The following is a 20088-nucleotide window of genomic DNA, read 5'->3' on the forward strand; positions in this document are numbered from 1 at the left end:
TCAGAATAATGAAGGTTGTTCTGGTAAAGGATCATCCAGCTGTTTGTTGACCCGCTGCAAACGCAACAGTCGTTGACGACACAACCGCAGGACATCCCGCTTTTGCGGGTCACTCATTTTTATCCAATTAAAGCGCTCATCCCGGCTGCGCATACACCCACGACAAAAGCCACGGTCATCTGTTTGGCAGATACCGCGGCACGGGCTGGGGATGTCAAAAAACTCAAGTTGCTGAGCCAAATCGCCTCCTGCTGCTGACTTCTTAATTGAAGACTGCTTCGCGGCGAGTGGCAAGTCTTATTGTTAATCATTCCCCACACAGCGCCCTAACCACTAAGGTTATCTTAAGTTTTATTCGATAGCATTCTGTCAATTAGTGAACTGTAGGGTCTTATTTTCACAATGAATGCTCGATACAAGTTACAGTGTAACGGTTTGGTTTTTATTTTAGCCAATGCTCTGTTTTTTACTCTCTTCCAGAATGCACTGTTTATTGATAAAGCCTGGTCGCTCATTCACTTTGACAGCAGTGACAGTTATTTCTTTGCCGCCACTATACCGGTGGTCATTTTCTGCGCCCTTAATATTATTTTCAGCCTGTTAGCCGTGCCCGTGTTGCGCAAACCCATTATTATTCTGTTTCTGCTCGGGGGGGCGGTCGCCAACTATTTTATGTTCAGTTATGGTGCCGTTATCGACGCCAATATGCTGCAAAATGCTTTTGAAACCAATGCCCAAGAAGCTACCGCCCTTTTCACACCGCGCATGGCTTTGTGGCTGTTAATATTAGGTATTTTCCCCGCCACTCTGGTCTGCCTGGTGCGCATCCACGCAACGCGCCCTTGGTGGTATATGCTGGGGCTGCGAGCGGCCAATATCCTGCTATCAACTGTCATTATCATGCTCGTTGCAACACTGTTTTATAAAGATTACGCCTCGCTTATCCGAAATAATAAAAGCATCGTTAAGATGCTGACACCGAGCAATTTTGTCAGCGGCAGTGTTCAGTTCGCCAAACATAAATATTTCGCCGGTAATATGGCGCTAGTGACGATAGGCGAAGATGCTCATAAAGGCCCTTTAATTAGCGGGCAACAAAAGAAAACCTTGGTCATTTTAGTGGTGGGTGAAACTGCCAGAGCAGAGAATTTTTCCTTGGGTGGCTATGGGCGAGAAACCAACCCGCGCTTGCAAAAACAAGGTGTGACCTATTTCAAAAACGCATCGTCATGCGGGACTGAAACTGCGGTTTCGGTGCCCTGCATGTTCTCCAATATGTCACGTAAAAATTATGATGCCGCACTGGCCAGCCACCAGCAGGGCTTGATGGATATTCTTGCTCACGCCGGGTTAAATCTGTTGTGGCGCGAAAATGACGGCGGCTGTAAAGGCGCTTGCGACCGCATCCCCCATCAAGACGTAACCCAGTTACAACTCACTGCTGATTGTGAGAATGGTGTCTGTTTGGATAATACCTTGCTCTACAAATTAGATAATTATATCAATGGGCTACAAGGCGATACGGTGATTGTATTGCACCAAATGGGCAGTCATGGCCCGGCTTATTACCGCCGCTCTTCACCCGAGATCCGTCAGTTTTCGCCAACCTGTGATAGCAACCAAATTCAGGATTGTACCTCCCAGGAATTGGTGAATACCTACGACAATTCCATTCTTTATACTGATGCAATGCTGGACAGCACCATTAAATTGCTGCAACAGCATCATGATAAGTTTAATACCGCGCTGGTCTATCTCTCTGACCACGGCGAGTCATTGGGTGAAAACGGCCTGTATCTACACGGCACGCCCTATATGTTCGCCCCCAGCCAGCAAACACACATACCTTTATTAATGTGGTTATCTCCTGAATATACAAAAAACTATGGCATTAACCGCCAGTGTTTATCAGATAGCGCCCAACATGATGAAGTTTCACAAGACAATCTCTTCCACACTCTCTTGGGGATGATGAATGTTCAAACTACTGAATATCAACCTGGAATGGATTTACTACAGAAGTGCCGAAGTTAAGATTAATCGGTAAAATGCCCCAATAAATAGCCAACTGAGTGCCAGCGTCTCCTCTGCTGGCATTTTTTTCTTGACCTAGACCGATCGGTCTATTAATCTTTTAAGCATGAACAAAACACAGCACGCACATGTAGACACCCGTGAACATCTGTTAGCAACCGGTGAGAGTCTCAGCCTGCGCCTCGGCTTTAATGGCATGGGTCTCAGTCAGTTGCTCACCACTGCGGGTATCCCGAAAGGGTCGTTTTATCACTATTTCCGCTCGAAGGAAGTGTTTGGTGAGGCGATGCTACAGCGCTATTTTGATCGCTATGACGCTGCGATGGAAAACCTATTGACGGGTTCACAAGGTGATAAACGTCACCATCTGCTGCACTATTTTGCTCAATCTATTGCTAACTATTGTGGCAGTGAATGCCACAATGCTTGTCTGGCGGTTAAACTATCAGCCGAAGTGAGTGATTTATCCGAACCTATGCGCCACGCGCTAGATATCGGCACCGCTCGCGTCATTGGTCGATTGCAAGATGCCATCGAAGCCGGTATTGAAGAAGGCTCTTTGCGCATCATGCTTTCCCCTGCTGCGACCGCAGAAACGCTCTATGCCTTATGGCTGGGCGCGTCGCTGCGAGCCAAGGTGAAACGCTCCGTCACGCCGCTGACTTGTGCGCTAGAAAGTATCGAACTGATTTTACAACCAGCCCAATAATCCAATGATCCTGAGTTTGCTCTTTTTTTACTTTCAGGATTTACCCAGTCACTAGTCGACTGGTCTATTAATATAGGATGCACCATGAAGACTGCTAAACTGTTCTCCCCTTTGAAGGTTGGCGCGCTCACTTTGCCGAACCGTGTATTTATGGCCCCACTGACGCGCTTGCGCAGTATTGAGCCAGGTGATATTCCAACACCATTGATGGCTGAGTATTATCGCCAACGCGCCAGTGCGGGGTTGATTATCACTGAAGCAACACAGATTTCTTTCCAGGCGAAAGGCTATGCCGGGGCTCCGGGGTTACACACACAAGAACAGTTAAACGCATGGAAAAAAATCACCCAAGCCGTTCATGATGACGGCGGACATATTGCCGTACAGTTATGGCATGTCGGCCGTATTTCGCACAACAGTTTACAGCCGGGACAACAAGCCCCTGTCGCGCCTTCAGCTATTGCCGCAGATACTCGCACGACAATCCGTGATGAATCCGGAGCTTGGGTTCGTGTTCCCTGCTCTACCCCGCGGGCGTTGGAAACGGAAGAAATCCCAGGCATCATTAATGATTTCCGCCAGGCGACAGCCAATGCTCGTGAAGCGGGGTTTGACTATATCGAATTACATGCGGCCCACGGCTATTTATTGCATCAATTTATGTCTCCGGCATCAAATCAGCGTACCGACCAATACGGTGGTAGCATTGAAAACCGTACTCGCCTGACGTTGGAAGTGGTTGATGCCACTGCGGCTGAATGGGGCGCTGAACATATTGGTATCCGTATTTCACCGTTGGGGCCGTTCAATGGTCTGGATAATGGTGAAGATCAGGAAGAAGCGGCGCTGTATCTGGTGGAAGAATTAAACAAACGCAATATCGCGTTTCTGCATATTTCTGAGCCAGACTGGGCCGGTGGTAAACCTTATTCGGATGCATTCCGAGATGCTGTGCGCGCTCGTTTCAAAGGTGTGATTGTCGGTGCCGGTGCTTATACGGCAGAAAAAGCTGAAAACCTGATTGAGAAAGGATTTATTGATGCCGTCGCCTTTGGCCGCAGCTATATTGCCAACCCGGATCTGGTTGAACGCTTGCAACAAAATGCGCCACTGAATGAACCCGACGGCGAAACTTTCTACGGCGGCGCGGCTAAGGGCTATACCGACTATCCGACCTTATAATTCTTCCTTAATTTAAATCATTAAATAACAGCCAGTTAGAATGAATCTCTAACTGGCTTTTTTGTTTTTAGCCGCTATGCGATAAATCAAAAAAAACGGCGCAAATAGCACTAATGCGAGCTTTGTATACGATTTATTGACATATATAGTGGTAGTTAGTTAAGAAGACCCGCCTCAATATGAAAAAGTTTTTATGTCTTATATTGATGATAAAAACTATCGGGCGATAAACGGATTTAATGGTTGGATTTGCTACTGGACTCTGCATTATACAATACAGCCCGTGACATCAGGGTCTTGGCGCTAACCCTACCCACGTTCAGCGTTTGTTAGGAGCAGCGTTTGTTAGGAGCAGCGTTTGTTAGGAGCAGCGTTTGTTAGGAGCAGCGTTGACCAGTAGAGCCATTTTATATAATGACAGTCAATCATGGAGGAGCTGATGAGTCGTTCATTTATTATTAAATTATTAATGCTCGCGAGCGTAACATCTCGAGCAACTGCATCAATAATACCTGCCACTATTCCTGACATCCCTATTCCAGATCATCACTCACAAAAAAAAACTCATTTCGCTGCAAAACCTAAAATTTATCTCATAGCAAGCTCATCTCAATACGATGAAAGTATTATCGCTCAGATTAGAAAAACGTTTGGCCAAGAAGGATATGCTATTGATACAACTTATCTTGATCAGAACCCCACCCCATTAGGTTATGTCAACACCGATAAAATTCGGGCAGAAACACTGATTAAGGCACTAACAGATAATAATGTGAAATATTTATGGTTTGTCAAAGGAGGTTCTGGCGCACTAAATCTCTACCCGTATCTATATGCCAATAGAAAGAAAATCTCAGCGTCTTTACCCAAAATACTTATTGGATTCAGCGATGTTACAGTCATCCACCACTATATCAATAATGATATAAATTGGCCCAGTATTCACGGTATTTTGGCCTCCTATAACCAAGAAATGTATGAACTGAATAAAGCGGAAGAAATCAGTAAATACAGCAGTATAAATGAGATATTTCAAACAATTAACGGCGGCGTGACATACTCCGGAATAGAACCCATGAACCTCAGGGCCTTTGAGGGAAGTCGTGGTATCTTGAATGGTGGCAATTTAACCCTGGTTCAATCTCTGTTTTCCACCCGATATGAAAAAAAATTTTCTAATAAGATAATGCTCTTGGAAGACACTAATGTGACTTATAAGCAGCTCGATAGAACGCTACATCAACTTGAATACAGTAAGAATTTTCGCCCGAAAGCCGTCATTTTTGGCCAGTTCTATGAAATAAATGCTGATCAGAAAGAACAGGAACTGTACCGATACGTCATTCAGGCGTTCGCCAAGCGGGTTGATTATCCCGTTTACTATTATCCCAACTTCGGTCATGGCACAACCAACCAGCCTTTCATCCTTTCTCAGCGAGCCAGTATTTCATGTCATAATAATTCTCGATATTGTAGCCTGACTCAACCCCCTCTAGCTCTCTGATGAAACGAGGTACGTATCCTTTGATTGAGCCTCCATAAGGGCTTTATTTCATAAACTGCATATGACCAACATTAGGTCACCGGAGATGTCACCGAATCCGGTTAGTCAAGGTAGTGAGTGGGATAATATTCCTATATGATGAGAACTTAGTTTTGATTTATAATGATTTTTAAATATTAAACCGTTGATTATAAAGAGGTATTATGAAGCGCTTACTCCATACCATGATCCGCGTTGGTGACTTACAACGTTCCATCGATTTCTACACCAAGGTATTAGGAATGCGTTTGCTGCGTACTAGCGAAAATACCGAGTATAAATACTCGCTGGCATTCGTCGGCTATAGTGATGAGAGCGAAGGCTCAGTCATTGAGCTGACTTATAACTGGGGGGTAGATAGCTACGAAATGGGGACTGCATTTGGTCACCTGGCGCTAGGGGTGGATGATGTTGCCGCCACCTGCGATCAAATTCGTCAGGCTGAGGGCAAAGTGACCCGCGAAGCTGGCCCGGTAAAAGGCGGTAATACAATTATTGCTTTTGTCGAAGATCCCGACGGTTACAAAATCGAGTTAATCGAGAATAAGAGCGCTGGACACGGCCTCGGAAACTGATTAACCAGAGGGCACCGGCAAGGTGCCTTTTTTCTCATCGCGATATCCCCCTGCATCCCACGCCAAAATTTGACATAATGCGTGCTGAATTCGTTGAAGATAAGAAACTGATGGCAGATAAAATTGACCTTAACGCCCTGAATGGCCGTTTTCGTGGGTATTACCCCGTAGTAATTGATGTGGAAACCGCCGGTTTTAATGCTCAAACCGACGCATTACTCGAAATTGCCGCCGTCACCTTGCAAATGAACAAGGATGGCTGGCTGCTGCCTGATGAAACGCTCCATTTTCATGTAGAGCCGTTCGAGGGTGCCAATCTGCAACCTGAAGCACTGGCATTTAATGGGATAGACCCCACCAATCCATTGCGGGGTGCGGTCAGTGAGCATGATGCTTTACACTCCATTTTCAAAGCCGTTCGTAAGGGATTGAAAGACAAAGGCTGCAACCGTGCCATTATCGTCGCGCATAATGCCCATTTTGATCACAGCTTTGTGATGGCGGCGGCTGAACGCGCTAGCTTGAAGCGCAACCCGTTCCACCCCTTTGCCACCTTCGATACCGCTGCGCTCAGTGGGTTGGTTCTGGGGCAAACCGTATTGGCAAAAGCTTGCCTGACGGCAGGTATTCCGTTTGATAGCAGCCAGGCACACTCGGCCTTGTACGATACAATGCAAACGGCAAAATTATTCTGTGAGTTAGTCAATCGTTGGAAGAAACTCGGTGGCTGGCCGGTACCTGCGGGCGAATCCGAGTCATAGGGTTCCAGCAAAAATAGAAATTGACCCATTAAAAAAGGTGGCCTGCAAGCCACCTTTTGTTTTTTATACTGACCTACCAGCATATTACTCTGCTGTAGGTTTCTCTTCTTCAGTACGGTATTTATCTGCCGTTTCTTTCAGCAGTTGTTGCAGTTCGCCACGCTGATACATTTCCATCAGAATGTCACAACCGCCGACCAATTCGCCATCAACCCAAAGCTGGGGGAATGTTGGCCAGTTAGCATATTTGGGCAACTCAGCACGGATGTCAGGATTTTGCAAAATATCAACATAAGCAAAACGTTCGCCACACGCGGATAGCGCCTGTACCGCCTGAGCCGAGAAACCGCAGTTTGGCAGTTTAGGCGAGCCTTTCATGTAAAGCAGGATGGGGTTTTCTGCTATCTGGCGCTGAATTTTATCAATCGTCGTCATTTCTTGCTTCCTCAAGCCATTTCGTGGCTACAATACTTAGAACCTAACCATTAGGGCTATTTTATTATTGCGTCCTGTCTATTGTAGCGACTGTCACTACTGGAATAAAACGCCATCTTTTGCAGGGGCTTTACTCTGTCAGCAAATGGTTATATTGTCAGCTACAAATATGTGCATTCAGAATAACATTTTTGATCCCATGACTTCATTATTATCTTCATCGTGGGATACCAGAAGTACCGGGCAGCTAACCCGTTGACATATGGTTGATTTAAGGCCGTTTGCCGGGTAAAAAAGCGACGATTGCGACGCCATTAATGTTTTCTCACAATATCGACTCAAATCCTGTCGCTCTCTGCTTTTTTATATCCTGAGTTTCAGCAATACTGTGACTCTTCGTATTCATTTCAGGGCCAAGGTTGGTAGCGTTATTATGCGTTTAATTCTTACGCTGTTTGTGCTGCTGTTTACCCAGCTATTTCTAAACCTTGCGCATGCTTCGCCGCAGGCTCACGTCTCGGCTGAGCAAAAGAAAGGCCAAATCAGTCAGGCCAGCCCTGATGACCGTAAAAAACGCAAAGCCGATAAAACAACTAAAAAAACCAAAGTGACCAGCGATAAAACCGCCAGTAAAAACGTCACAAATAAAACAATCGCCAATAACGATAAAAAGAAAACGCCGGCTACTGCCAGCAAAGTCATTAAGAAGAAAACACAGCAAGTCAGTAAAACTACCGAAAAAAAATCAAGCAGCAGTAAAAAAATCCCGAGTAAAACAATTGCAACTAAAAAACCTCAGATTAAAACTGCAGCCAATAAAAAAGCGGCGGTGAGTAAAACAGAGAAAGTCGCTTATGGCCGCCACCGAAATAAAGCCCAAGGTAAGGCGGATGCCGAATTAGCCGCGAATAATAAAACAAAGCTCAGCCCGGCACATAAAAAGCGCTATCAGCACGCCAAACAGACTGCGATGAGCAAGCTGATGAAACAAGTCGGTAAACCTTATCGCTGGGGCGGCACCTCCCCTAATACAGGTTTTGATTGCAGCGGGCTTATTTATTACGCCTATAAAGATGTCATCAGAATAAAAATGCCGCGTACGGCTAATGAAATGTATCATTTACGTGATGCTGCACCGGTTAAGCGCGCTGAATTAGAAAGTGGTGATTTAGTCTTCTTTAATATAGCCAATCGTGGTGTTGCTGATCATGTCGGTGTTTATTTAGGCAACGGCAAATTTATTCAGTCGCCGCGTACAGGTGAAGAAATTCGCATTAGCATGCTAGATAATGACTACTGGCAGGATCATTATGTTGGCGCGCGCCGCGTTGTAACACCCAAAACTATTCGCTAATTAAAATCTATTCACTAATATCGAGCCACACACCCGGTAGCGCTATCGGGTGTCAATAACCCAATCATCGGCCCCACAATCCCATAACATCAGTGCATAGTTTTTACGCAATAACCCATCAAACAATATGGTTATATCTGTCATTTTTGTTAAAAGTTGTTAAGATTAATACCCACAACAAAAATACAACAATTACGATTTTAACCGCCCCTCACCCTATCTTAGCCACTGCGAAAGATCGGATTTGAGGAGCAAACACCCTGAGTAACCCCGAAAGGAGAGAGCGATGTCTTTTGAATTACCGGCATTACCTTATGCACAAAATGCACTGGAACCGCACATTTCTGCTGAAACGCTGGAGTACCATTACGGCAAGCACCATAACACTTATGTGGTCAACCTCAATAATCTGATTAAGGATACTGAGTTTGCGGGTAAATCCTTGGAAGAGATTATTAAAACCTCCAGTGGCGGTGTCTTTAATAATGCGGCCCAAGTCTGGAACCACACCTTTTACTGGCACTGTTTGTCACCTAATGGTGGCGGCGAACCTACTGGCAAAGTCGCCGATGCCATTAATCAATCCTTTGGTTCTTTCGCTGAATTTAAAGCACAGTTTACTGATGTGGCAGTGAAAAACTTTGGCGCAGGTTGGACGTGGCTGGTTAAAAAAGCAGATGGAACACTGGCGATTGTCAGTACCTCAAATGCGGCAACACCGCTGACGACTGCGGATAAACCACTGCTGACGGTCGATGTGTGGGAGCACGCTTATTATATTGATTATCGTAATGCGCGACCAAAATATCTGGAGAACTTCTGGGCATTAGTGAATTGGTCTTTCGTTGAGAAAAATTTAGCCTGATACAGCGAAAATAGAAAGACTCCATACGTGGATATTATCAGTAGAAATAATTAAGGGCGGGTTAACCGCCCTACTAATGGCTTCACACCGGCAAGCGGTTTAATTAATTCATTACCGCCACGAAGCTAAAAGCAATAATCATCGCCAGCGCACCAACAGTCGTAATCAGCGACATTTTCAGATTGGTATCCATAAAAACTCCTCAGCCGGTTAATCTTTATACTTGTCATACTAAAGTATAGTAAGGTAAAGGCACACAATTAGTGCGTTAAATCATTTTCCCACAGTTAAGAAAAAAAATCTTGTACTCATTACGCACTTTATAACATTGATTAACTCTTTCACTTTTCCTCCAGATCAGCCAAAATTCGCAGTTCATAACTGTATGCCGACTAATAACGTCCAATAAAAACTCTCAGACAGCCTGCTGATTCAACTTACCAGCCTACTATCGTGTTTCTGTCTGAGCGGTGTTCGAGTCATACAGGCAAACGATTAACATAATACTTACCTGCTGTAACAGGTGAGCTTAGGAGTCATTCTTTTTATGGCAACGATTAAAGATGTGGCCAAACACGCGGGTGTGTCCACCACCACCGTTTCGCACGTTATCAATAAAACTCGTTTCGTCGCCGAAAATACCAAGGCCGCTGTGTGGGCGGCCATTAAAGAGCTGCATTATTCGCCCAGTGCTGTGGCCCGCAGCTTGAAAGTTAATCACACTAAATCAATTGGCTTGTTGGCAACATCCAGTGAGGCACCCTATTTTGCTGAGGTGATCGAAGCGGTTGAAAATAGCTGTTATAGCAAAGGTTACACTCTGATTTTATGTAACTCTCATAATAATCTGGATAAACAAAAAGCCTATCTATCCATGCTGGCGCAAAAGCGTGTCGATGGATTATTGGTGATGTGTTCTGAATACCCTGAACAATTGCTGGGGATGTTAGAAGATTATCGCAATATTCCCATGGTGGTGATGGACTGGGGTACCGCCCGTGGCGATTTTACTGACTCGATTATTGATAATGCATTCGAAGGGGGCTATTTAGCTGGCCGTTATCTTATTGAGCGCGGTCATCGTGATATCGGTGCTATTCCCGGTCAGTTATCACGGAATACCGGTGGTGGTCGCCATCAGGGTTTCCTGAAAGCGCTGGAAGAGGCCAATATCCCGCTACGTGACGAATGGGTGGTTCAGGGGGATTTTGAGCCAGAATCCGGTTATAAAGCCATGCACCAAATTCTGACGCAAAAACACCGCCCGACCGCCGTGTTCTGTGGCGGCGATATTATGGCGATGGGGGCAATATGCGCGGCGGATGAATTGGGCCTGCGGGTGCCACAAGATATTTCGGTGATCGGCTATGATAATGTGCGTAATGCGCGGTATTTCTCACCGGCGCTGACCACTATTCATCAGCCAAAAGAACGATTAGGTGAAACCGCTTTTGCCATGTTGCTCGACAGAATTGTCAGTAAACGCGAAGACCCGCAAACTATTGAAGTGCACCCTAAGCTGGTCGAGCGCCGCTCTGTTGCTGATGGCCCCTACCGCGATTACCGCCGTTAATCTTCTCCTGCCGGTAGCCCCCTGTTACCGGCAGCTAACACTGTGCATTCAGTCCTCAATCACGGTATTATCATCTTTTAGCCATTCATTATTAAGTGTGACACTGTCACCTAAATACGCCAGCATCCATGCTAAGGCTGGCGAATGATTATTCTGCTCCCACGTCAAGCAACACGGGCTATCCGGCAGTGGTTCGGCCAATGTTAATGCCACCAGCTTCCCCTGTTCAATCAAGGGCGACACCATATGCGCAGGCACCATTCCGACACATAATCCTGCACACAGGCAATCTATTCCCGTCGCCCAATCAGGTGCGACTAAGCGCTGTTGGTTATCCAAAGTCCAGGTGTCTCGTTTCGGCAGATTTCGCGCGGTATCCTCCAAACAAAGTGAAGGATAAGGCCGCAATTGATCATCAATAAGGGAACCGGTTAAGTGGGCTAAGGGGTGATTGACGCTCACCACACAATGCCAGGTCAAAAAGCCCATATCGCGGAAGATAAACCGCCCGCCAACCGGAATGGCGCGAGTCGCCCCAATGGCCATTTCAGCTTGCCCATCCGCCAGTGCATCCCAGACACCATTAAATACCTCATAGCGCACCCGCAGTTCGATATCGGGAAAATGGCGATAAAAATCCAATACTAAGCGGCGACTCCGCTGAGGTTTGACGATTTTATCGATCACGATATTGAGTTGCCCTCGCCACCCATTCGCCACTTGCTGACACTGTCGCCGCGTGCCATTCATTTTTTTGATAACATCCCGAGCTTCTTTGATAAAAACCCTGCCCGCTTCCGTCAATTCTACATCCCGGTGACGCCGTACAAATAATGGCACAGCCAGCCACTCCTCTAACTGGCGCACGGTATAACTTACTGCGGACGGGACGCGGTGCAATTCTTGAGCAGCAGCACTGAAACTCCCAGTGCGGGCAACTGCATCGACCACATCCAATGAATATTCTGACCACATAATTCTGCACTTCCCTTAGACTGAATATTTACTATCAATTTTTTTGATAGCATGGCGCAAATATTACCGTTTCACAACCGAATACCTCGCCGCTAGAATGCCCCCGCAATGGAATTTCAATGCTAAGCGTTTTGCCTGCAAAATTATAATGAGACACAAAAAATGAAAACCACATCGAGTTTCATGTTCTATCTGGCCGGTTTGAGCATGTTGGGGTACCTGGCCACCGACATGTACTTGCCCGCCTTTGGCGCGATGCAACAAGAACTGAACACCTCTGCCGGCTCCATCAGTGCCAGCCTCAGTATCTTTCTCGCCGGTTTCGCTATCGCTCAGCTTATCTGGGGGCCGGTTTCCGATAAGTTAGGCCGTAAACCCGTGCTATTAGTCGGGTTGGGCTTATTTGCTATCGGCTGTCTGGGTATTTTATGGGTTGAAACCGCGACACAGTTATTGGTTCTGCGTTTTATTCAGGCCGTCGGGGTCTGTTCTGCTGCCGTAAGCTGGCAAGCATTAGTGGTAGATAGGTACCACAGCAGCAAAGTCAATCGAGTGTTTGCGACCATAATGCCTTTAGTGGCGTTATCCCCCGCGCTGGCCCCTTTATTAGGTGCGTGGTTATTAAACCATTTCAGTTGGCGGTCAATTTTTGTCGTTTTATTGGCAATTACATTGTTACTGCTGATCCCGACCGCACTGCTTAAGGAACGGAAAAAAGTGGCTTCGGATAGCGGGCTTAAAAGCAAAAGTGCCATTAGTTTCTGGCAGTTGCTGAAATCTCCGGTATTTAGTGGCAACGTGATGATGTTTGCTGCATGCAGCGCGGGTTTTTTCGCCTGGTTAACCGGTTCACCTTTTATTTTAGGTGATATGGGATATAGCCCGAATGCCATTGGTTTGAGCTATGTTCCACAAACATTAGCCTTTCTGCTCGGGGGTTTTGCTTGTCGCAGTGCATTGAGCCGGATTAAAGGCAACACTCTACTGCCGTGGCTGTTGGCCGGTTATGCCCTCAGTATGATTGCGCTCTATCTGATCGCCACATTGACGACACCAACACTGGTAACCTTACTTATTCCGTTTTGCATAATGGCGCTGGTGAATGGTGCCTGCTACCCTATTATCGTAGCGAATGCATTAATGCCTTTTCCGGCGAATACTGGCAAAGCGGCGGCGCTACAAAACACGCTTCAGTTGGGTTTGTGTTTTATTGCCAGCATGATAGTTTCGCTCTTTATCAGCCAACCTTTACTGGCAACCGTCACGGTGATGCTATCGACGGTTGCTTTAGCCATATTGGGTTATGGCATTCATTGCTACGCGATGAAAAATGAAAAAGGCCATACTGATCCAATGCCCAAAGTCATTGGCGTTACAGCAAGGCAGCAAGCGAATGAGTCCCGATGAGCTTACTCAAGTAAGTAATTCGGGTGAATGAGTGCTGATAACGTAGCTGTAGCGTCAAGGGCGAGGGGGATTAATCCCCAATATAAATAGTCACTAAAGAACATGCAGGCCGGACGCGATTTATTATTGAGAAAGCGCTCCGGCAGGCCTATACTCAATCGAACTAATCAGAATACCATTTAAAAAAAGCATTATCTTAAGCATTTTCTGTGCGCGTGGATTGCGTCACATTTCCTCTTATGGATGAGTGGCCCTAAACCAAAGTGTCATTAGGGTTTCTTCTTAATCTTCCTCTTTCCTTTATGGATACCAGACACCAACTTTATTGGTATGTACCCGCGTATATAGATTTTATCGCGAGTCATAAGTCAGAAGAAAGTGATGGAGAAGCTATGAGTTCATCCTGTATTGAAGACCAAAGTATTCAAGAAAATCCGTGGTTTCGCATTGTACAAGAAATGCTGAATCGGGCTGATATTGAAATCAATGGCTCACGCCCCTTCGACATTAAAGTTAATAACCCGAACTTCTTCAAGCGGGTATTACAAGAAGGATCTTTGGCATTAGGTGAGAGTTATATGGATGGCTGGTGGGAATGTGATCGCCTGGATATTTTCTTCCAACGCGTTCTCCGAGCTGGCTTGGAAAAACAACTTCCACACCATTTCAAAGATACTTTACGTATTGCTGCCGCGCGTATTATCAACTTGCAATCAAAGAAAAGAGCCTGGATTGTCGGTAAAGAACATTACGATTTAGGCAATGACCTGTTTAGCCTCATGCTCGACCCCAATATGCAATATTCTTGCGCCTATTGGAAAAACGCCACAACACTTGAGCAAGCGCAGGAAAACAAATTGCAGATGATCTGTGAGAAGCTGCAATTAGCGCCCGGCATGACGTTGCTCGATATTGGTTGTGGTTGGGGCGGGCTTGCTGCTTATGCTGCACGTCATTTCGGGGTGTCCGTCTCCGGCGTGACTATCTCGGCTGAGCAGCAAAAATTGGCCCAAAAACGCTGTGAAGGTTTGGATGTCACTATTTTGCTGCAAGATTATCGCGATCTGGATGAACAATTTGACCGCATCGTTTCTGTAGGAATGTTCGAACATGTCGGCCCCAAAAATTATCGCACCTACTTTGAGGTGGTTAACCGAAATCTGAAGCCTGATGGATTATTTTTGCTGCACACCATTGGCGCTAATCGTACTGACCTGAGTGTTGACCCGTGGATTGATAAGTATATTTTCCCCAATGGTTGTCTACCTTCAGTACAACATATTGCCCAAGCCAGCGAACCTTATTTTATCATGGAAGATTGGCATAATTTCGGGGCAGATTACGACCGAACACTGATGGCATGGTATGAGCGTTTCCAAGCCGCATGGCCGAGTTTAGCTGAGAATTACTCCCCGCGGTTTGAACGGATGTTTAGCTATTATCTGAATGCCTGTGCGGGTGCATTCCGCGCCAGAGACATTCAATTATGGCAGGTATTATTCAGTCCAAATGGCGTAGAAGGCGGTATTCGAGTGGCGCGTTAGTCTCTAGAGAGCGTTTTCAAGGCGGGGGCTCGTCAGCCCCCTACTTTTAGTACCCTATCCCCGAACAGCTTTTTCAACTGCCGCAGCAGACAGCTGTGCAATATCGCGTTGCGCTAATACCCGCTCAACGGTATCCACCACCGCCTGCGTCTGCGGATCTATCTCGATATTGACGCGATGCCCCAAACGCTTTTTACCTAATGTAGTGCGCGCCAATGTCTCTGGGATCAAATGCACGCAAAAACGATTACCTACGACTTCACCAATGGTCAGGCTAATGCCGTCAATACCGATAAATCCTTTATGTAATATATATTTCATTAAATCGTCGCTGGGCAGTCGAAACCAGATCTGACGGTTATTTTCTGATGTATATATTTTAGTTATTTCAGCGGTACACATAATATGTCCGGACATAAGATGGCCACCAATTTCATCGCTGAATTTAGCCGCACGCTCCAGATTAACCACATCACCGACCTTAATATCACCCAAATTGGTGATACGCAGGGTTTCCTTCATTAAATCAAAACTGACCCGATTTCCGTTAACTTCGGTCACGGTTAAACAGCAGCCATTATGGGCCACAGAAGCCCCCAAGGTTAACTCAGGCAACATTTCAGTTGGCATTTCAACCACATGAGTGCGGAAGTTGGATTTTTCGTCGATGGCTACCACGGGCGCGGTGCCTTGAACAATACCGGTAAACATACGCCATGCCTCTTATCTAGAGAGAGAATTTCTTTGCCGTGATTTTGCCTCAGAAGATAAGGAAAACCAAACCACTTAGACTAAAAATTTATATTGACGTTATTTCGTTGATATTGAGTTGATATTGACTGACAAGGATTGCTTAAGCTCCGTGAGAAGGTACAATCTTTTATACTTTTTATGCTCCAACGTTTTTCCGCTATTTTATTTATCGCTCAGTGCGCGATAAATAGCTGTTATTGAAATCAGATAGCCAAAGTAGTTGGAGTTGCAGGTAGGCAGCAAGCAAACGAGTCCCGATGAGCTTACACAGCTAAGTGATTCGGGTGAGCGCGCGCAGCTAACACCCCTGCGGCTTCAAATACGAAGGATATAATTAAAAGGGTGTATGCGTGCAGAAGTATATCGTCGAGGCGCGTAGCTTATTGGCTCTCGCTATTCCTGTTGTTATCGCGCAATTGTCCCAAACAGCCATGGGCGTGGTTGATACTATTATGGCCGGTTCTGTCAGTGCGACCGATATGGCGGCCGTTGCTGTTGGGACTTCCATCTGGTTACCGGCTATTTTATTCGGGCACGGGTTATTATTGGCGCTGACCCCGACGGTCGCCCAACTTAACGGCTCTGGGCGGCGCAATCAGATTGCTCATCAGGTCAGACAAGGGTTTTGGTTAGCATCCTGTGTCTCACTGTTAATTATGGTGGTCATCTATAACAGCGACCAGATTATTAAACAGATGCACAATATTGATCCGGTGCTGGCCGACAAAGCGGTTGGTTTCCTACATGCCATTATGTGGGGCGCGCCCGGTTATCTATTTTTCCAGGTGCTGCGAAATCAGTGTGAGGGATTATCCAAAACCAAACCTGGGATGGTGATTGGCTTTATTGGCTTATTGGTCAACATCCCCATTAACTATATTTTTATCTACGGTAAATTTGGTGCCCCAGCGCTCGGTGGGGTGGGTTGCGGGGTCGCAACCGGGACAGTTTACTGGGTGATGTTCTTGATGATGCGCTGGTATGTGACTCGCGCCCGCTCGCAGCAAGATATCAAGCTAGAGAAAGGTTTTGCCGCCCCTGACTGGAAGGTGATGAAACGCCTCGGTGGCCTTGGGCTGCCCGTTGCACTGGCGCTGTTTTTCGAAGTCACATTGTTCGCGGTAGTGGCATTGCTGGTTTCTCCGCTAGGTATCGTCGCCGTCGCGGGGCACCAGATCGCCCTTAACTTTAGCTCGCTGATGTTTATGTTACCGATGTCACTGAGTGTGGCCGCGACCATTCGTGTTGGTTTTCGTCTCGGTCAGGGATCGGTTGAGAACGCCAAAGTGGCCGCCTATACCAGTATTGCGGTGGGGTTAATGCTGGCTTGTGTCACCGCGGTGTTTACCGTGGTGTTCCGTGAGCATATTGCGCTGCTGTATAACAAGACCCCGGAAGTCGTGGCGATGGCCTCCCACTTAATGTTGCTGGCGGCGCTTTACCAATTATCTGATGCTATTCAAGTCATTGGCAGCGGTGTATTGCGGGGTTACAAAGATACTCGCTCGATCTTCTTTATTACCTTTACCGCGTATTGGTTAGTGGGGTTACCGAGTGGTTATCTGTTGGGGCTGACTGATTATATTGTTCCGGCCATGGGGCCGAGTGGCTTCTGGATTGGATTCGTTATTGGCCTGACCTTAGCGGCAATATTAATGGCGCTGCGCATCCGTTGGTTGCAAAAGCAACCGCCCGCTTTTATTCTGCAAAAAGCGGCACACTAAGCGCTATTATTTTGGAAGCTAATCGTATTATGGGCGTTAATCGCGGCGGTTTATGCCGGTGATTGACGCCCCTATAAATCAGAAAAGATGAAGAAAAAAACAGCGTAATGGGTAAAAGCTCAGCAATTACGTGAGTTTGCAGTGAATATTATGTTTTTCCCCTTGCCAGCAGACGGGCGGCTCGTTAATATTCGTCCCCGCTGTCAGCATTGATGGCAGGTAATTAAGTAAAGGGATTGCGTCCGTAGCTCAGTTGGTTAGAGCACCACCTTGACATGGTGGGGGTCGATGGTTCGAGTCCATTCGGACGCACCACTTTAATTAAATTACCTGAAGTGACCAGAGTATCATGTGCGTCCGTAGCTCAGTTGGTTAGAGCACCACCTTGACATGGTGGGGGTCGATGGTTCGAGTCCATTAGAACGCACCACTCTGCTATTTCTGCTAAATTTCTTGTCCTACTCAAAACCCCCTACTCGAGTTTTTTAAATCTGGTTATATTGCTTTCATCAATTTTTCGACCACCCATTTGTTAAAATTGTTAAAAACTTTTTTTGTTGCGCAACAAACTAAGCATTATTCTCTATGTTTGCGCGACTAATGGCCCATTTTTATAAAAAACGACAATGAGTTTCTGTTTTCTATTTCATTTCCCGCGACTTACCGCTTATAATACGAACCGTCGTTTCAGTTGAATGGTTTCAGCATCTTGATCTGCCGATACGCTAAAAAAATACAACTCACATTTACGCCATCGTATACCGATCATGCGTTTAGCCTCATGCTAAAGTTTTCCATTCAATTTCCGCCACTGTCATCTATTCTTAGTAATGTTTTGCTTCTTGGTAACGTTTCGCTACACCAGACACTAATCAGATCCCACTCCGTTGCTGTATTTAACGGAACATTCGCTTTTTATCCATCACAACTTGTAGAAAAAATCCGTCATGAAAAAGACTAAAATTGTTTGTACTATCGGTCCAAAAACCGAATCCGAAGAAATGCTGACCAACCTGCTGAATGCAGGTATGAACGTTATGCGCTTAAACTTCTCCCACGGTGACTATGAAGAACATGGTCAACGTATCAAGAATATCCGTGCTGTTATGGCAAAAACTGGCTTGAAAGCCGGTATTCTGCTGGACACCAAAGGCCCTGAAATCCGCACCATGAAACTGGAAGGCGGCAAAGATGCAGCGCTGGTTGCAGGCCAGACTTTCACTTTCACCACAGACCAAAGCGTTATTGGCAACAATAACATCGTTGCAGTGACCTACCCGGGCTTTGCCGCTGACCTAAAAATTGGCAACACTGTACTGGTTGATGATGGTTTGATCGGTATGGAAGTGACTGAAGTTACTGAAAATACTGTAGTTTGTAAAGTGCTGAACAACGGTGACTTGGGCGAAAACAAAGGCGTTAACCTGCCAGGTGTTTCTATCCAACTGCCTGCATTGGCTGAAAAAGATAAAGCTGACCTGATCTTTGGTTGTGAGCAAGGGGTGGACTTCGTTGCCGCTTCCTTTATCCGTAAGCGTTCAGACGTACTGGAAATCCGCGAACACCTGAAAGCACACGGCGGCGAGCATATCCAGATCATCTCCAAAATTGAAAACCAGGAAGGTCTGAATAACTTCGACGAAATCCTGGAAGCCTCTGACGGTATCATGGTTGCCCGTGGTGACTTGGGTGTTGAGATCCCGGTAGAAGAAGTTATCTTCGCGCAGAAGATGATGATTGAGAAATGTAACCGTGCACGTAAAGTTGTTATCACTGCAACTCAGATGCTCGATTCCATGATCAAAAACCCGCGCCCTACTCGTGCAGAGGCCGGCGACGTCGCTAACGCCATTTTGGACGGTACCGACGCCGTGATGCTGTCTGGTGAAAGTGCCAAGGGTAAGTACCCATTAGAGTCTGTCACCATCATGGCGACCATCTGTGAGCGTACAGACCGTATCATGCCTAGCCGCATCGAAACGTTGAACGACAATCGCAAAATGCGTATCACTGAAGCGGTTTGTCGTGGCGCAGTAGAAACGGCAGAAAAACTGGAAGCAAAAGTGATCGTGGTAGCAACTGGCGGCGGTAAATCAGCTAAGTCAGTGCGTAAATACTTCCCAACCGCGACCATTTTGGCCCTGACGACCAATGAAACCACCGCCCGTCAGTTAATTCTGACTAAAGGCGTGATAACTCAATTGGTCGCCGAAATTGCTTCAACAGATGACTTCTACCGCATCGGTAAAGAAGCGGCTCTGGCCAGCGGTTTGGCGCAGAAAGGCGACGTGGTCATTATGGTTTCTGGTGCTTTAGTACCAAGCGGCACCACCAATACCTCTTCCGTACACGTTTTATAATCTCAACGTAAGAGTTAACGCTAATTAAAAACGCCGCTTTTCATAGCGGCGTTTTCTTTTTAAACATCGCCAAATAAACTTTCCGAAAAATCCATTTTATCCTAAGCGCCCAAAAGTTTTTTCTGAGTCGGACTTTTCCGAAAGAATCCGGCTGTTTTACCTCGTTTTTTTAACTTTTTTTTAAAACAAGATGCTTCTTTGAGCGAACGATCAAAATAAACCCCCCTAATACTAAAAATTTATTCTCTTTCGAAAAAACTTTGTGTAATACTTGTAACGCTACATGGAGATTAA

Annotated in this window: 18 protein-coding genes and 2 tRNA genes; 15 read left to right on the plus strand and 5 right to left on the minus strand. The window is 46.1% G+C overall.

Features of this window, described 5'->3' with window-relative positions:
• Entirely contained in the window at positions 1–240 is a 240-nt protein-coding gene (locus FTA91_RS04315; RefSeq protein WP_050115356.1) for a DUF1289 domain-containing protein, read from the minus strand.
• A gap of 162 nt (positions 241–402) precedes the next feature.
• Between FTA91_RS04315 and eptA the strand changes: the two genes are divergently transcribed.
• The 6 genes from eptA to rnt all read left to right on the plus strand — a co-directional run bounded on the left by eptA (position 403) and on the right by rnt (position 6804).
• Positions 403–2034, plus strand: a complete 1632-nt coding sequence (eptA, locus tag FTA91_RS04320) for a phosphoethanolamine transferase EptA (RefSeq protein ID WP_050115355.1) — start codon at positions 403–405, stop codon at positions 2032–2034.
• Between the two features lie 106 nt (positions 2035–2140).
• Positions 2141–2743, plus strand: a complete 603-nt coding sequence (locus FTA91_RS04325; protein WP_050115354.1) for a TetR/AcrR family transcriptional regulator — start codon at positions 2141–2143, stop codon at positions 2741–2743.
• 84 nt (positions 2744–2827) lie between these two features.
• Positions 2828–3925 carry an alkene reductase gene (gene nemA, locus FTA91_RS04330; protein ID WP_050115353.1) on the plus strand — a complete coding sequence of 366 codons (1098 nt, stop codon included), beginning with the start codon at positions 2828–2830 and terminating at the stop codon, positions 3923–3925.
• A 439-nt stretch (positions 3926–4364) separates the two neighbouring features.
• A complete protein-coding gene (locus FTA91_RS04335) occupies positions 4365–5429 on the plus strand; it encodes an LD-carboxypeptidase (protein WP_235896824.1) in 1065 nt (354 codons plus the stop codon).
• Positions 5430–5632: 203 nt separating this feature from the next.
• On the plus strand, positions 5633–6043 hold the full coding sequence (gene gloA / locus FTA91_RS04340) for a lactoylglutathione lyase (protein WP_072082673.1): 411 nt from the start codon (positions 5633–5635) through the stop codon (positions 6041–6043).
• Positions 6044–6153: 110 nt separating this feature from the next.
• The gene (rnt, locus tag FTA91_RS04345) at positions 6154–6804 is read left to right on the plus strand and encodes a ribonuclease T (RefSeq protein WP_145583000.1); all 651 of its coding nucleotides are present in this window, start codon (positions 6154–6156) and stop codon (positions 6802–6804) included.
• Positions 6805–6888: 84 nt separating this feature from the next.
• On the opposite strand, the gene FTA91_RS04350 is transcribed toward rnt, so the two are convergent.
• A complete protein-coding gene (locus tag FTA91_RS04350; protein ID WP_050115348.1) occupies positions 6889–7239 on the minus strand; it encodes a Grx4 family monothiol glutaredoxin in 351 nt (116 codons plus the stop codon).
• A 433-nt stretch (positions 7240–7672) separates the two neighbouring features.
• Between FTA91_RS04350 and FTA91_RS04355 the strand changes: the two genes are divergently transcribed.
• Both FTA91_RS04355 and sodB read left to right on the plus strand, forming a co-directional pair.
• On the plus strand, positions 7673–8593 hold the full coding sequence (locus FTA91_RS04355; protein ID WP_145582987.1) for a C40 family peptidase: 921 nt from the start codon (positions 7673–7675) through the stop codon (positions 8591–8593).
• 286 nt (positions 8594–8879) lie between these two features.
• On the plus strand, positions 8880–9458 hold the full coding sequence (gene sodB / locus FTA91_RS04360) for a superoxide dismutase [Fe] (RefSeq protein WP_050115344.1): 579 nt from the start codon (positions 8880–8882) through the stop codon (positions 9456–9458).
• Between the two features lie 103 nt (positions 9459–9561).
• On the opposite strand, the gene cydH is transcribed toward sodB, so the two are convergent.
• Positions 9562–9651, minus strand: a complete 90-nt coding sequence (gene cydH / locus FTA91_RS04365; protein WP_016266160.1) for a cytochrome bd-I oxidase subunit CydH — start codon at positions 9649–9651, stop codon at positions 9562–9564.
• Positions 9652–10005: 354 nt separating this feature from the next.
• Between cydH and purR the strand changes: the two genes are divergently transcribed.
• Positions 10006–11031 (plus strand): HTH-type transcriptional repressor PurR, encoded by a 1026-nt coding sequence (gene purR / locus FTA91_RS04370; protein WP_038632650.1) that lies wholly within the window; start codon positions 10006–10008, stop codon positions 11029–11031.
• 48 nt (positions 11032–11079) lie between these two features.
• Here the strand turns inward: purR and punR are convergent, their stop codons facing one another.
• Positions 11080–12006: a DNA-binding transcriptional activator PunR gene (punR, locus tag FTA91_RS04375; protein WP_145535993.1), complete on the minus strand. Its 927-nt coding sequence runs from the start codon at positions 12004–12006 to the stop codon at positions 11080–11082.
• A 162-nt stretch (positions 12007–12168) separates the two neighbouring features.
• On the opposite strand from punR, the gene punC reads away from it, so the two are divergent.
• The gene (gene punC / locus FTA91_RS04380; RefSeq protein WP_050115339.1) at positions 12169–13413 is read left to right on the plus strand and encodes a purine nucleoside transporter PunC; all 1245 of its coding nucleotides are present in this window, start codon (positions 12169–12171) and stop codon (positions 13411–13413) included.
• A gap of 392 nt (positions 13414–13805) precedes the next feature.
• A complete protein-coding gene (gene cfa / locus FTA91_RS04385) occupies positions 13806–14957 on the plus strand; it encodes a cyclopropane fatty acyl phospholipid synthase (protein WP_145535994.1) in 1152 nt (383 codons plus the stop codon).
• A 54-nt stretch (positions 14958–15011) separates the two neighbouring features.
• On the opposite strand, the gene FTA91_RS04390 is transcribed toward cfa, so the two are convergent.
• The gene (locus FTA91_RS04390) at positions 15012–15668 is read right to left on the minus strand and encodes a riboflavin synthase (protein WP_050115335.1); all 657 of its coding nucleotides are present in this window, start codon (positions 15666–15668) and stop codon (positions 15012–15014) included.
• A gap of 392 nt (positions 15669–16060) precedes the next feature.
• Here FTA91_RS04390 and FTA91_RS04395 point away from each other — a divergent pair, with 392 nt between their 5' ends.
• The 4 genes from FTA91_RS04395 (at position 16061) to pykF (ending at position 19794) form a co-directional block, all read left to right on the plus strand.
• Positions 16061–17434 (plus strand): MATE family efflux transporter, encoded by a 1374-nt coding sequence (locus tag FTA91_RS04395; protein WP_050115334.1) that lies wholly within the window; start codon positions 16061–16063, stop codon positions 17432–17434.
• A gap of 238 nt (positions 17435–17672) precedes the next feature.
• Positions 17673–17749 (plus strand) — tRNA-Val (locus FTA91_RS04400).
• Positions 17750–17787: 38 nt separating this feature from the next.
• Positions 17788–17864 (plus strand) — tRNA-Val (locus FTA91_RS04405).
• A 517-nt stretch (positions 17865–18381) separates the two neighbouring features.
• Positions 18382–19794 (plus strand): pyruvate kinase PykF, encoded by a 1413-nt coding sequence (gene pykF / locus FTA91_RS04410; protein ID WP_038632638.1) that lies wholly within the window; start codon positions 18382–18384, stop codon positions 19792–19794.
• The last annotated feature ends 294 nt before the right edge of the window (positions 19795–20088 follow it).

The sequence above is a fragment of the Yersinia thracica genome, assembly GCF_902170565.1.
Classification (GTDB): Bacteria; Pseudomonadota; Gammaproteobacteria; order Enterobacterales; family Enterobacteriaceae; genus Yersinia; species Yersinia thracica.